This is a genomic window from Nocardioides sp. NPDC058538, from assembly GCF_042719275.1.
Classification (GTDB): Bacteria; Actinomycetota; Actinomycetes; order Propionibacteriales; family Nocardioidaceae; genus Nocardioides.
In genome coordinates, this window is the sequence record NZ_JBHXNY010000002.1 from 265451 (window position 1) to 278955 (window position 13505).

Here is a 13505-nt window from a genome sequence, read left to right on the forward strand (position 1 = left end):
GCTGTTTCACTGATGACGACCGAGTCGGGGGGGGTGTGCCCGGGTTGGGGGCTGAGGCGGGTTTGGGGGCGGAAGCCGCGGGCCCCCCCCCCCCCCCCGGGGCGGGGCGCCCCCCCCCGCTCCTCTCCCTTCCGGGTTCCCGCGTCCCGATTCCCCGTGTCAGGCTCGGGCAGCGACCTCCGGCACTGGAGTGAGGACGGTCCCGTCGGCGAGCCAGCGGTCGAGGTTGTCGAGGGTCAGCTGCTCCATGGCGGCGCGGCTCTCGACGGTGCCGCTGGCCAGGTGAGGGAGGAGGACCACGTTGTCGAGGGCCATCAGCTCCGCGGGGACCGTGGGCTCCTCTGGACAGACCCGTGGGAAATCCCATCGTGGGCGTCCAGGTGCACTTAGCCATGGAGCGGACGGCCCGCGATACGACAGGCCCTATCCTGCAGCGCGGTGTGAGCGTGAGGGAGGCTCGACGGGGCCGTCGCCGTCGTCGCGGTTGTGGATGTGTTGGTCGAGGTGTTGTTCGGCGAGTCTGTCGTGTCCGGTGGCTTTGAGGACTCGGGCGTAGTCGAGGTGAGGTACGTCGTCGAAGGGTGCCGCGGCGATCGCGGTTTCGGCGGCGAAGCGGGCGAGGTCGTGGTTGTGTTCGGCGAGGGCTCGGGTGACTACGAGGTGGGCGGTGTCGACGATCATGGAGACGGCGATCTGGTCGTGGCGTTGGCCTTGGGCGAGCCAGGCCCAGCCTTTCTCACGTAGGTCGGAGAAGGGTTCGCCGGTGACGAGGCGGAGGGCTTCGACGAGGTCGGTGATACCGTCCTCGCCTTTGGCCTGGCCACGTGCCCGGAGGCGGCGAAAGAGGTCGAGGTCGACGAGGATGTCGTCGGCTTGGTAGGCGGCGTAGCCGAGGCGGTGGGCGGCGCGGGTCTTGAGGGCGCCGGGGAGATGGGCGGTCTTGGTGCGGGGGTTGGTGCCGAGCCATGCGCGGAGGGCGGAGAGATCTGCGGTCAGGCGGCTTCGGACGACGCCGATGGTCTCGAGGAAGTCGGGCGTGGTGACGCCGTCGGGGTGCAGGTGGAGGTAGGTGAGGAGTTCGGCGAGGTAGGGGCGGCGTTTGGTCGGGACCTTGCCGCGTGCTCGTAGGTGGACAGGGCCGAGCAGTGTCAGCTTCGGGAAGCGGCAGCGGTCGGAGTGCCACTCGGCGACGTCTTCGTCGAGGTTCGGGTCGGTGGCCAGGACGCGGTCGCGTACGTCGTGGTCGAGGGTGGGCGCGAGCTGGTGTACGTCATCGGGAGTGGTGTCGGAGGCCGTCACGTACGTCGCGCTGGCAGCGGGGAGGATCGAGGTTTCCCCAGCGGGCTGGTTGTTGGAGGGCCGTTCGTGGACGTACTCGAGGCGCAGGGCGCCGGCGGCGTCGATGAGTGGCTCCATGCCGTCGGTCGCGTGCTCGGCGACGGGCATGGGCTGGGTGTGTGCTTCCCGGGTGGCCTCGACGATGGCGGCGCACATGGTCGCCTCATCCGTGGTGAGGCCGGCGGCCCGGAGACGTATCTCACCGAGGGCAGGGTGGGCGAAGGTCAGGTCTCCGGACGTGGTGACGGTGATGGTGTGGGCTCCGAGGTCGGCATGTGCGTCGAGGATGACGACGGCCGCGCCGGAACGTTCGGGGTGGGAGGAGACCGCCTTGGCGACGCGGCGGATCGGTTCGGAGTCCTCGACGGTGAGTACGACGCGATAGCGGTCGGGGTCGAAGCCGGGAAGTGCTCCGGCCGGGTCGAGCTCGGCGGCGAACTGGTCGAGGTGGTCGGTGTCAGCGCTGGGGTGGTGATACATGCGGATCGGGTCGAGGTCGGCTAGCTCGGCGGCGATGCCGTGGGTATGAACCTCCACGAGCATCGACCACGGGGTGACGGCCAACTCGGCGGCGAGGTGGCTGGCCAGAGCTTCGGTGCCATCGCGGTCCCCGGTCAGGGACGTGACGGCGGCTTCCTCGAGGTTGAGCAGCCATAGGTGCCCGTCGGCGGAGTGGCCGATGGAGGCGAGCAGCGGGTACGGGGCGATCTCGCCGGTGTCGATGGTCTCTGCGTTCGCGGGCGCTGTCCAAGTCGTCGCGTCTCCGGTCCAGGGGTGGGGGAGCAGGGCCGGTTCGGCGAAGTGGAGGGTGATCAGATCTGAGCCGAGTTCGGCGGCGATCAGGTGTGGTTGCTCGCCCTGGGGGAGCATGCGGAGGAGCAGGTCGAGACGCTGGATGAGCTCGGCGGGCTTGATGCCCTCGCGACGGAGGGTCATCTCGATCGGGCGGAGTTCCTCGGGGGGCGGGGCGATCTCGTGGCCGGGGAGACGGTAGCGGCGCTGGGAGCGGCGGTGTTGGCGTAGGACGAGGAAGAGGCCGCCGGCGAGTATGGCGCCGGCTCCGGACAGTCCGGGGAGCAGCCAGGAGGGCGCGGCGTTGGGGTCCTCGTCGACGCTAGCGCCGTGATCGGCTGCGATCGGATCTGGCGTGGAGTCGTGGCTTGGCGGTGCGGGCGTTGGTGTCGCCGTGGCCGGAGGCGGGAGAGTTGGTCTGGGGTCGATCGTCGGCGGCGTTGTCTGCGTGGGCGGTGGGACGCCTCGGGGCCGGGTCGATGGTGCTGGCTGCTCGGTGGCGGGGATGGTGAGCGTCCAGCCCGGGCGAATCAGGTCCGGGTCTGTGAGCCGGGCGCCGTCGGGTTGAACGGTGCTCGTGGAAGCCTCGAAGATCTCGGGGTAACGGTCGGCACCGTCGAGTTCCTCTTCGGCGATCTCGGCGAGGGTATCGCCGACTTCAACGGTGTACGTGTGGTCATCTTCGGGCGCTGGAACTGGCGCGGGGAGCCGGAGAATGATCCCCACGGTGAGGAAGTCAGGGTTGTCGCCGAGCGCGGCGGGGTTGAGGTCGACGATCTCGGGGTAGCGGTTGCCATCACCGAGGTGCGTCTCGGCGATTTTCCAGAGACTGTCGCCGCGCGCGACGGTGTAGGCGACGGTGGTCGGCCGTTCCGTCGCGGGATCCTCGAAAACCGGCGTCGGTGCGGGCGAAGCGGGTGCCGTCGCAGGAGTCGGGAGCGGCTCCGGTAGCGGAGGCGCGGCGGCGGCTCGCGCCGGGGCAAGCGTCGGAGCGACGGCGGGAACCGCCAGGAAGAGCATGGCTGCTGTGCCAACCAGTCGGCTCGCCGAAGCCTGCGGGAGCCCCGGGAACTGGGGTGCCCTGATGCCGCGGAGGACAGCGACGAGCTCGATCAGGATTGTGACGGCGTACCAGGCCCAGGCGATCCATGCGGCGAGCGCGATGGCCTGGAGAGCGAGGGTGCCGTCGTCCTGGCGGAGCAGGTCGCTCCAGGTGAACCCTTCGAGCGAGGGAATAGCGCTGAGGCGGAGCAGGACCAGCGGGGTGCCGATGATGAACACCAGAATGGCGAGGCTGGCGATCAGGCCGCGGAGTCGAGTGATCATCTGACATCGCCTCCCAGGGTGCGTACGAGCTCGGCGTCGGCCTTGCCGTGGACCTGGACCCTGCTGATGCCGATGAGGGTGAGGAATTTGGTGGTGTAGGAGTCGGTGACGCGTACGCCGATCTGGTTGCCCCGGACCCGGACGGTGCCGGTGGCGCCGGCCTGGTGGAGGTAGGTGCGGGCGGCGCGTCCGGCGGCGGAGGCGTCGATGTGGGCGTACCTGCCTTGGACGGCCGGCGCGGCCAGGACCTCCTCGGCCCCGGTGCGCGCTGCTTGAGCTGCCAAGTCGTGAGCACGCTGTTGGGCGTGAGCCTGCCCGCCGAGGTCGACAGCGAGGCCGACGAGGACAGTCATCGCGAATGCTGCTGTGGCCATCCAGACCGTGGCGGAGCCGTGCTCGTCCTTGAGGCGAGTGATCATGATCGCTCCCGCCAGGTGTCGAGCGGGCTGGACATGGTGGCGCGCACGACGCGAGATCCGGGAACGCCCGGCACGGACAGGTCGGAGAGATCGAGGCGGCAGGACACCGTGACCGTGACCTCGGCGGGCTGTCCGACCGGCACGCGGAAGGCGCCGGTGGAGACGGAGACTCGGGTGTTGCGGCAGCGGATCTGCTGGTTGCTCAGGCTGGTCTCTGCCTCACGGCGAGCCGCGAAGTCGGCGACGCCTGCGTCGCGCGAGATGGAGGCGGCGCGGGCGGCATCGGCTGCGGCGCTCTGGACGGCCTGGTGGGCGACGGCGAGGCGTCCGCCGACGATGATCATGCCGACGAAGAGGACGAAGGCGGGCAGGCCGATGGCGGCCTCGATCGCAGCGGACCCGCGTTCGTCGCGTACGCGGGCGCTCATCGGGCATCACCTGGAGCGGTGGCGCGTTCGACCTCGGCTCGGGCCTGCTGCCGGACCGTCGGCGCCCATCCGGGGATCACCGACAGGGCCTGTCCCCGGACTGTGACGACGGCCGTCGTCGGGGTGCGGCGGGCTGTGGCCGAGGAGGATTCCAGGGCGTCGCCGCCGACATCGGCGAGGTAGGAGCGTGCCGCGGCGACCCCGGCTCCGGAGGTGGCGTGCTGGGCCGCTGCGGCTCTGGCGCCTTCCTGCGCGGCGGCGATGGCGATAGTGCGGGCATGGTAGTAGAGCGCGGCCTGCATGCCGAGGAAGACGACGGCGAAGAGGGCGGGGAGCAGCACGACCATCTCGATCGAGGCTGCGCCGCGCTCATCGCGTACGCGCTTCATCTCAGGCATCGGGCGCGACCTATTGGAGCTTGCCGGATTCGGAGGTGACGTAGGCGCGGATGGCGGCGACGACGATGGCAACGATCGCGATCACTGCGACTGCCCACAGGACGTTCTCGATGGTGACCGAGCCGCGCTCGTCCTTCGGTTTCGGGGGCTGCAGAAGACCGGTGACGGCGGTGGTCATCAGGATGTAGAGACGGAGCATGGTGGTTTCCTTTCAGCCAGGAATCATGCGGAGCAGGGCGGGGGCGAGCAGGATCGCCATGAAGATCACCCCGAGCAGCGAGCCGGGGATGGACATGCGCTCGCCGATGGCATTGGCCTCGGTGAGCTCGTCGTTGAGCATCGCGGTGCGCATGGCGGCGGATCGGGCGCGGAGGGTGGCGTACGTCGCTGCTCCTTCCTCTCCGGAGAGGCGCATGATGTCGGCGAAGTCGTCGAGATCGGGGAGGCCGAGTTCTCCTGCCAAGGTGTGCAGGGCGTCCCACGGCGGGAGCCCGGACCATCTGGATCGGGTGAGCTCTTCGGAGAGGCGGGTGAATACCCACGAGTCGCCGACCTCGGCCGCGGCCTCCAGGGCCTGGCGTACCCCGGCGCCGTTAGTGCGCTCGAGCGCGACCAGTTCGACGTAGGCACCGAGAGCGCGGGTGAACTCCAGTCGCGCCTTCTTCGCTTCGTCGATTGCGTTGTAGTTGGGGAGGAAGAACATCACCACCGCCAGCGCAACGCAGGCCAGCGCCGGGACCGGGACGGGGAGCGGCATCCCGATAAGGCTCAAGAACGTCGCCAGAGCGATCGGGATGACGAACCCCAGCAGTGCGAAGATCAGCTTCTCGCCGTAGAAGCGGGCGAGCGGGATCCGCAGCAGCGCGAGTTCGCGGGAGGGGGTGCGGATCCAGAGGCTGGCTGGGAGCGCACGCATCGCCCAGACGCCGAGGCGCTCCTTGCCGGTGGCTGCTCCGGTGGTTGCGCTGGCGACCTGAGTGGGGGAGTCGGAGAGGCGCTTGAGCGCGTCGGCGAGGTCGGGGACGGCCGGGGTGAACCAGATAACGCCCATCGCGAGCCCGAAGCCGACGAGACCGCCAGCGAAGATCACCATGACCAGCTCGGGGCTCATGCCTGGCCTCCCGGGATCGCCTGGAGGGCTGCCGGTTCAGGACTCGTGGTCTCGCGCGTGTGCCCGATGATCCGGGGGATCCTGCGGCCCTCGGCCATGCGCCGCATCCATACGAGGGTGGCGACGTACGCGGTGAGCAGGAGCGCAAGGATGACCTGCCCCAGCGGGCTGGCGTAAGGGGCGACGTAGGAACCAGTGGCGGCGAGGATGACCAGGACCGAGACGCTGATGATGGTGACCCAGCGGGCGGTGGCACGTGGCTTGGCGCGGTCGGCCTCGACCTGGCGGCGGGCGCGTACGTCGGCTGCGACCGACTCGGCCAGCCCTTCGAGGACGGCGGCGAGGCCGGCGCCTCGACGGCGGGCCCCGAGGATCAGGTTGGCGGCGACGAGGTCGCCGGTGGCATCGTCGAGATCTTCGGCGAAGGCGCGCAACGCCTCCTCGGTCACCCAGCGAGCGCGGAGCCTCGCGACGAGACGACCGACCTCCTCCCTGATTGGGGTGGGGGTGGAGCGGAGCGTGTTGACGAGGGCCTGTTCCAGGCCGATGCCGACGGTGAGCACACCTGAGAGAGATCGGGTCCACTCCTCGAGTGCTTCAAGCCGTTCGATGCGTTCGCGGGCGTCGGGGGCCGAGAGTAGGTGGGGCAGGCCGACGGTGGCGATCGGCGCGATCACGATGGCGAGCGGCCAGCCAGTCACCAACCATCCGACCATGCCGACCCCGAGCCCGATCAAGACGAGCAGGCGCGTACGACGGGAGATGGTCGGCAGCCGGAGGTGGCGGCGTGGCGGCCCCTCGGTGGTCGGCACGCCACGGAGCTCTCGGAACAGGGCGCCCACGCCTCCGGCGAAGAGGGCGCCACCGAGCGCGATGACTAGGAGAGGGAGGCTCATTCGAGTCCTCCCTGAACCTGGGTGGTGAGGTAGCCGGAGAGGTCGAATCCGTGCCTGGTCAGGCGGCGGTATTCGTCGGGTAGCACGTGCGGCATCGCGGTGCCGTTGTCGTCGCCGCGGAAGACGTGAGTGGCGGCGAACCCGGTCTCGCGTTCGCCGGGTGCGAGCGCGATGATCTCGGCGACCCGTCTGGTGCGATGCGAGCCGTCTGGTCCGTCGGTCGACTCCAGGTCGAGATGGACGATCAGGTCGACGGTCGCGGCGAGCTTGGAGGTCGCCAGGTCATGGGTGACGTGCTGGCCGGCTTCCATCGCACAGGTGACGAGCTTGCGGACCGCGGCGATGGCGTCGGAGGCGTGTGTGGTGGAGATGGAGCCGGTGCCGGACTCCATCGCCTTGATCATCGCCCAGATCTCCTTGCCGCGGACCTCGCCGACGATCTGGCGTGAGAGGTTGAACCGGAACGAGTCGATCAGGGCCTCGTCGAGCGTGAACTCACCGGCCTGGCGGCCATCTGGTCCGCGCTCACCGGATCCAGGGCGGGCCTCCCACGCGTGAACGATCCGGTGCCGCTCAGGAAGCTGGTGGAGGTGGAGCTCGTACTCGGTCTCGAAGGTACCGATCGCCTCGCTCGGGTCGATCTCGCCGCACAGCGCCCGGACCAGGGTGGTCTTCCCTGCGCCTTGTGCGCCGGAGACGACGACCGACTTGCGTGCCTTCACCGCCGCTCGTAGGAACGAGGCTGCGACCGGTGTGAGCATCTGGCGGCGTACGAGGTCGTCGAGGGTGACCTCCATGAGGCGGTGGCGTCGGATGACGACCGAGGGGCACGGTGTCACCCAGGCCGCGGCCGCGAGGCGGGAACCGTCGTCGAGACGGAGATGGAGCCGGGGTTGGGCTTCGGAGAAGCCGCGTGCGTTGACCTCACTGCGAGATCCGAGGAAGACGAGGAAGTCGATGAGGTCTTGGTCGGAGTCGGCGACCGGCGAGCCATCGACCTGTGCGCCGTCGATCAGATCGAGGGTGACGTTGTCGTGACCGCAGATGATGATGTTCTCGACCCGGTCGTCCTCGAGGAGCGGCTGCAGCCGGCCGAGCCGGAACAGCGAGTCGAAGACAGCCCGTGCTGTGGCACGTTGACGGGGATGGGACCAGGACGGGTCACCTTGCTTGACTGCCTCGGCCATCGTTGCCTCGATCAGGTCCAGGATGACCGCGCGGCCGAGCTCCTCCTGCGCCGGACGGTCCAGCTGGGTCGCCTGGGCGGCGACTGCTCGGGACAGCTGATCTGATGCCTGCGAACGCAGGGACGCGACGATCGACCAATCGACGGCGTCGGCATCGATGTCCGGGACCTCGTGAACGGGTCGCGGCTGATCTGTGGACCCGGCTGTCGGGCGTTTACCGTTGGCCGGGTTGCCGTTGCCGTCCACGGGTCGAAGGTGCGGCGCGAACAGCGGCAGGCTGGTGATATCGGGGCGGTAAGGCTCCCAGCTGTCGGTCATCGACCGGCCTCCTTGACGAGTTCCTGCCGGGAGCGAGCGACTTCGGCATGGAGGGCCTCGATGGTGGCGCCGAGGGACCGGGCGTATCCACCGGTCTCGAACCGTTTGGGACGGGGTGTTCCCCGATGGAAGACGGCCGCAGCGACCGGATCGTCGACGAGTTCGGCGACGACCGGGATCCCCAGCACGCGAGAGACCTCACGGGCTGTGTATGGCTTACCCTCGCCGACCAGCACCAGACCGCAGCGACGCCAGCCCACGCCCGGCCGCGACACGGTCTCGGCCCGTGAGCGTGCAGCAGATATGGCGGGAAGGTCGGTGCGTATGACGAGGAGGGTGATGTCTGCGGCGGCAAGGAGCGGCTCGGGCGAGCCGAACAAGCCCAGGCGGCCGGCGTCGATGAGTACGTCCTGGCCGGTCTCTTCGAGGTTGGCCAAGACCGTGGCGAGGTTGGACCAGTGGTCGCGCAGTGCCGCAGCCTGCTGGTGGGTACGGGTGCCCGCAACGTAGGAGGCCGGGGTGTTGGGGATCGACCGGACGACCTGGGGGAGAGCATCGGCCAACTCGGTGGGGGAGAGCACGAGGTCGACCAGATCGGGGCCGGGCTCGGTGCGTCCTCGCAGGTAGCCGGCCAGGATCGCGGAGCCGCCGGTCGGGTCGGCCTCCACCACCAGCACTGGGCGCGGCCAGCCTATGGCTAACCCGAGCGTGGTCGTGGTGACCCCGGGCGACCCGGACGCGGAGGCGAGCGCGATGACGGCCATCAGTGCTCCCGCGGGTCGACCACGAGCGCCACGTCCCCCGAAGCAGCCCGTGCCGCGAGAGTGGAGGCGTCGGCGTACGGCACCAGCACGTTCACCACCGTCTCGCCGGAGACCTCATCGACCTGCGTGCCGACCACCTCGGCATCGGTGGTCAGCGGGGCACCCGAGGCGGGTTCCTCCCCCTCGGCGGGCGTGGAGACGATCCGCACCAGGTCGCCGTTCTCGAACTCGATGCCAGGCGCCTTCCCGAACGTCATCGGCACCCCGACGAGCGATCGGCCGGACGGCGGCCAGTCCTCCTGGGTGGTCGACGCCGGGGTCAGCAGACCGCCGGTGGCGATGTCGAGCGCAGCTCTCTTCCCGATCAGCCCGTGCAGGCTCGCGCTCGGCACGACCCGCACGGCCGAGTCTCGTGAGATCCGGGTCGTGGCCAGGTCATCGGCGGCGATCAGATCACCCTGGTGGATCGTCGTACGCGCCACCACGACCTCCTCGCTCGACGTCGTGCCCAGCCATGCCCACGAGGCGATGGCGGCGCCGACCAGCGTCGCGGCGATCGTGGCGACGATGTGGCCAGGTCTGCGCCGGATCTTGACCGGAGGAACGAGGCGGGGCGCGGTGGATTCGTTGCGACCGGTGAACCGGTTGTCGTCGGTGGCCTGCTTCGTCATGCTCGATCCCCGCTCCTGCGCCGCTCGCTACCTCACGAGCACCTGCGCTTCCCCGACTGTGATCTGCACCGAACGGCTCAGCCCGTTCAGTCGGATCGTCCCGGTCTGGCCCGCTCCCTGCCAGGTGATCACCCAGGCCGAGGTCGCCGTGACGGTGTACTTCCCGCCCAGCGTCCTCGAGGAGCTCAACGTGTAGACGTGGCCGCAGTCCGGCGACGACTTCTTCCCGTACGACGCCTGGTACGGCGTCCCGGCGGTGCGGCAGCGCACGGTGGTGCCGTCGCCCATGTTCCAGGTGATCTCGTGGACCCGTGCCGTCGCGGTCACCGTTATCCCACCGGCCGATGCCGAGGCCGTCGCCGGGCCGTACGTGTGGCTGTCCGGCTGTCGCGCCCACAACCAGACCGGCATGCCGACCAGACCGACACTGTTCTGGCCCGGCTCGGGGGTGATGCCGATGTCGATGGCGGACAGGTTCATCTGCTCCACTGCCATCTGGGCCACCTCGCGCGGAGACGGTCCGGCAGCTGCGCCCTCGGGCGGGTTTGCGGCCCAGATCTGGGTGAGCAGCGTCGTCTGGGGCTGATAGCAGTTGTAGACCCCGCCGTCGCCGGGTTCATGGCCCTGCCAAGCCGGATCGCCGGCCGCTGGCGGGGGGTCCGCCGGTTCGACGTAGCAGTTGTGGCCGTTGTGCCATGCGCCGTACGGGCTCTGGCACGGGACGGGGCCGGCCTTGCCAGGAGCTCCCTGCTTCGACGGATCGAAGTAGCATGGTGAGCCGACACCGGTGTCCTTCGGCCCGCCATCACCGGCAGGTTGCGTTCTCCCCGGCTCACCATCGGGGTCGCCCTCGCCGGGCACCTCGATGGAGATCTTGCACTGTCCGGTGAGCGGGTCGACCACCTTGCACTTCGTGTCCGCGTACGCGGCCCCGTAGCCAACCGCCACCAGGCCCGCCGTGAGGCAGACCAAGGTGAGCGCTCGGATCAGGCCTTGCATGGCGGCTGCTGCAAGTCCTCTCCTGAAGCGACGCGCCAACCCGTCAACGGATCGGTACGGAAGTGGTAGTTCGCCACAATGAAGCGGGTCCAGCCGAGGTCTGCCCGGTTCGGGCTCACCACCGACTTGCCACTCGCATCGACCAGGTCAGCGTCGCTCACGTCCCAGCACACGTCGACCGTGACAGTCGGGACGTTCCCGGCCTTCGGGTCAGAGTTGTCGAGGTTGACGTTCTCCACCGACGTCTTCGCCAGCCGGGTATCGCCGACCTGCGTCAACTTCTTCGACCGCTCATTCTCGACCAGGCGCTGGTCTGCGGTGAGTTGCGTGCTCGTCGCCACCTTCGCTAGCGAGTCGAGGCTCTGGCCCCGATCTTGGCGCAGACCGTCGAGGGTCTCGAAGTAGTCGAGAACCGTGTTGGTCGCGGCCGACGCCGCAGCGTCGGTGTCCGAGGTCGGCTCACTCGTCGGTTCAGACGAACTCTGAGCCGGCGGGGTCGTCGGTGAGGTACTCGGACCGTCCGTCTGAGCGCAGGAGGACACTGCGACCAGCGCAAGAACGCCAGCCGTGACAGTGAAGAGTCGTCGTAAGTAAGTCACAGACAATGCCTTCCTCGTCGAGCAGGTATTGGCTCGTCGAGGCCGAGCGCGATCACCGAGACCAGGCGGCCTGGATTGGCGCATCGTTCTATTAGGCACCCTCTTTACTCTTTACGCAACGGGTAATTCAGCTCTGAAGGGGGAGGATGGGTCGCGAACCGCTCGCCTCGGTCCATGTTCCGCCAGGGCGAGTCGGGTCCTCCCGCTTCGGCTACCTATGTCTCGCTAGGCGCTGAGGGAGCAGACTGTTTCCGCAGGTCAGCAGCATGCTCCCCTGGCATGAGGTAGCTGGGGGAGCAGGCCCGCGAATCGTACGTCGATGGCCAAGGTCCTGCGTCCCGCGCCGTCGCCACGCAGGGTTGCGAAAAATTCTTGCGCGTTGGGTCGTCTGTGTCCCATCCGAACCCGGTCGCCCGACCTCAGACGTCGCGAGGACCGCCCGAACGGTCTGTCAGTGCCACGGTGGTTACGGCAAGGTCGTACCGCGTTCATGGGTAGTTCGGGTCGTTCTTCACCGGTCGCTGCTCGTGGCGCGAAGTGTCGAGGCTATGCGTATCGGAACTTGGAACCTGGAGAACCTCTTCCATCCCGACGTCGCCAGTGGCGCGCCGAGCGGCATGGAGGAGTACGACGCCAAGCTGGACGCTCTCGCGGCGACCATCAAAGATCTTGATCCGTCGGTGCTTGCGGTGCAGGAGGTCGGCGACCCCGAGGCGCTGGCCGATCTCGTCGGTCGGCTCGGGGGAGCGTGGCATACCGAGTTGGCCGAGCCGGACGGTCGCGGCATCCGCAACGGCATCATCGCCACCGCTGCCCTCTCCGATGTCGAGCAGTTCGCGGACTTTCCCGACATCCTTGCGCCGATTCAGGTCCAGGACGACGGAACCACGATCGATGCGGTCGGGCGGCCAGGCCTGCGCGCACGGGTCAAGATCGGCAAGGTCGAGGTCGATGTGGTCTCGGTCCACTTGAAGTCGAAGCTGCTGTCATTCCCTGGCGGTCGGTTCAATTCGAAGGACGAGGGTGAGCGTGCTCGTTACGGTGTCTATGCTCTGGCGCGTCGTGCCGCTGAGGCCGCCGCTGTTCGTGCAGGAGTCGACCGGTTGCTCGACGGTGACGGTGAGAAGCGAGCTGTTGTGATCGCCGGTGACCTCAACGACGAGCCGCAGGCCGCGACAACCCAGATCCTGCTCGGACCGGGTGGCTCCGAGATCGGGACGCCCGGTTATGACCGCCCCGACAAGGGCGATGCGATGAGGTTGTGGAACGTCGCCCCGTTGATCCCCGAGGAGGAGCGGTTCAGCCGTATCTACCGAGGACGCCGTGAACTGATCGACCACCTCATGGTCAGCCGCGCGCTGACCGGCAGGATCAAGGGGGTCACCACCGGATCGGTCAAGATTGCCTCGGTCACCGACGACCCACGTGCCCGCAAAGATGCCGCCGGCTCCGACCACCGCCCCGTCGTCGCCACCTTTGACATCTGAGGCGTACGGAAGGCTCCTTGGAGCCGCTGGTGCTCCCCAACCTCTCAAGCAGCACACGGTTTGCAGATCGAGGTAAAGTGCAGCGAATCAACTCCAGGTTGACCGGGATCCTCCGGCGCGGAGGGATGAGTTCCCCAGTGCCGTCGATGGCGACACTCCGTTGTGGCTGATGGGGGTGGCGAACCGTCCAGGGACGTTAACTTGCGCTTGTCATTGCCGCATTGAAGTTTACGGCCTGGGGGTGCTGTGGTGGACGTTCCGGGCGTCGTTCCGCTGTCGTTGGCCGCCCGTGTGGTGTATCTGGACGAGCCGGCGGCTGTGTTTGATGCGATGGTGGTCGGCTGGGAGCGGCAGCAGAGGTCGTGTCTGCTGGGCGGTACGACGGTCGCTGCACGAGCCGCGTTGGTGCGCCGGTTCGCGGCGTTTACGGGCTCGCATCCGTGGATGTGGACTGCGGGGGGATGTGGAGGACTTCACGATGTCGCTGATGAGTGGGGAGGGGAGGTTGGCGCCGTCGACGATCCGCAGTCATCACCTGAGTCTCAAGCTGTTTTGCGACTACTTGGTTGACGGGCGTTATGACTGGGTGCGTCAGTGCGAGGTTCGTTTTGACCAGATCCCATCGCAGGTCTGTCACGACTTCAACACGGCCGCGCATCTGGTGGAGTACGAGGGCCTGCCCGAGCGACGTCCGTTCAACTACGATGAGTTGCAGACGTTGTTCGACTACCTCGATGTCAGGGTCGACTGGATCGCCAGGTCGGGCCGCAAG

14 protein-coding genes are annotated in these 13505 nt (G+C 68.4%); 1 reads left to right on the top strand and 13 read right to left on the bottom strand.

The genetic code is table 11. From position 1 onward, the window contains the following. Positions 1–159: 159 nt before the first annotated feature. From ACFWQC_RS03245 to ACFWQC_RS03305, 13 genes are all read right to left on the bottom strand, one after another. Entirely contained in the window at positions 160–315 is a 156-nt protein-coding gene (locus tag ACFWQC_RS03245; protein ID WP_378672991.1) for a hypothetical protein, read from the bottom strand. A 108-nt stretch (positions 316–423) separates the two neighbouring features. Beyond that, complete coding sequence (locus ACFWQC_RS03250) at positions 424–3456, bottom strand: LysM peptidoglycan-binding domain-containing protein (protein WP_378672994.1); 3033 nt, start codon at positions 3454–3456, stop codon at positions 424–426. Beyond that, positions 3453–3875, bottom strand: coding sequence for a TadE family protein (locus ACFWQC_RS03255; protein WP_378672997.1), 423 nt, complete (start codon positions 3873–3875; stop codon positions 3453–3455). The genes ACFWQC_RS03250 and ACFWQC_RS03255 overlap by 4 nt, the downstream gene beginning before the upstream one ends. Further along, a complete protein-coding gene (locus ACFWQC_RS03260) occupies positions 3872–4303 on the bottom strand; it encodes a TadE/TadG family type IV pilus assembly protein (protein WP_378672999.1) in 432 nt (143 codons plus the stop codon). The genes ACFWQC_RS03255 and ACFWQC_RS03260 overlap by 4 nt, the downstream gene beginning before the upstream one ends. Then, positions 4300–4701 carry a TadE family protein gene (locus ACFWQC_RS03265; RefSeq protein ID WP_378673002.1) on the bottom strand — a complete coding sequence of 134 codons (402 nt, stop codon included), beginning with the start codon at positions 4699–4701 and terminating at the stop codon, positions 4300–4302. Before ACFWQC_RS03265 ends, ACFWQC_RS03260 begins: the two co-directional genes overlap by 4 nt. A gap of 10 nt (positions 4702–4711) precedes the next feature. Further along, a complete protein-coding gene (locus tag ACFWQC_RS03270; RefSeq protein WP_378673005.1) occupies positions 4712–4900 on the bottom strand; it encodes a hypothetical protein in 189 nt (62 codons plus the stop codon). A 12-nt stretch (positions 4901–4912) separates the two neighbouring features. After that, positions 4913–5812 (bottom strand): type II secretion system F family protein, encoded by a 900-nt coding sequence (locus tag ACFWQC_RS03275; protein WP_378673008.1) that lies wholly within the window; start codon positions 5810–5812, stop codon positions 4913–4915. Beyond that, positions 5809–6708, bottom strand: a complete 900-nt coding sequence (locus tag ACFWQC_RS03280; protein ID WP_378673011.1) for a type II secretion system F family protein — start codon at positions 6706–6708, stop codon at positions 5809–5811. Before ACFWQC_RS03280 ends, ACFWQC_RS03275 begins: the two co-directional genes overlap by 4 nt. Continuing rightward, positions 6705–8213 (bottom strand): CpaF family protein, encoded by a 1509-nt coding sequence (locus tag ACFWQC_RS03285; protein WP_378673014.1) that lies wholly within the window; start codon positions 8211–8213, stop codon positions 6705–6707. Before ACFWQC_RS03285 ends, ACFWQC_RS03280 begins: the two co-directional genes overlap by 4 nt. Next, positions 8210–8977, bottom strand: a complete 768-nt coding sequence (locus ACFWQC_RS03290) for a hypothetical protein (protein ID WP_378673017.1) — start codon at positions 8975–8977, stop codon at positions 8210–8212. Before ACFWQC_RS03290 ends, ACFWQC_RS03285 begins: the two co-directional genes overlap by 4 nt. Continuing rightward, on the bottom strand, positions 8977–9648 hold the full coding sequence (locus tag ACFWQC_RS03295) for an SAF domain-containing protein (protein WP_378673019.1): 672 nt from the start codon (positions 9646–9648) through the stop codon (positions 8977–8979). The genes ACFWQC_RS03290 and ACFWQC_RS03295 overlap by 1 nt, the downstream gene beginning before the upstream one ends. Before the next feature lie 27 nt (positions 9649–9675). Next, positions 9676–10647, bottom strand: a complete 972-nt coding sequence (locus ACFWQC_RS03300) for a hypothetical protein (protein WP_378673022.1) — start codon at positions 10645–10647, stop codon at positions 9676–9678. After that, positions 10635–10988, bottom strand: a complete 354-nt coding sequence (locus tag ACFWQC_RS03305) for a hypothetical protein (protein ID WP_378673025.1) — start codon at positions 10986–10988, stop codon at positions 10635–10637. The genes ACFWQC_RS03300 and ACFWQC_RS03305 overlap by 13 nt, the downstream gene beginning before the upstream one ends. Positions 10989–11794: 806 nt before the next feature. Between ACFWQC_RS03305 and ACFWQC_RS03310 the strand changes: the two genes are divergently transcribed. Further along, complete coding sequence (locus ACFWQC_RS03310; RefSeq protein ID WP_378673028.1) at positions 11795–12733, top strand: endonuclease/exonuclease/phosphatase family protein; 939 nt, start codon at positions 11795–11797, stop codon at positions 12731–12733. Positions 12734–13505 lie beyond the last annotated feature (772 nt).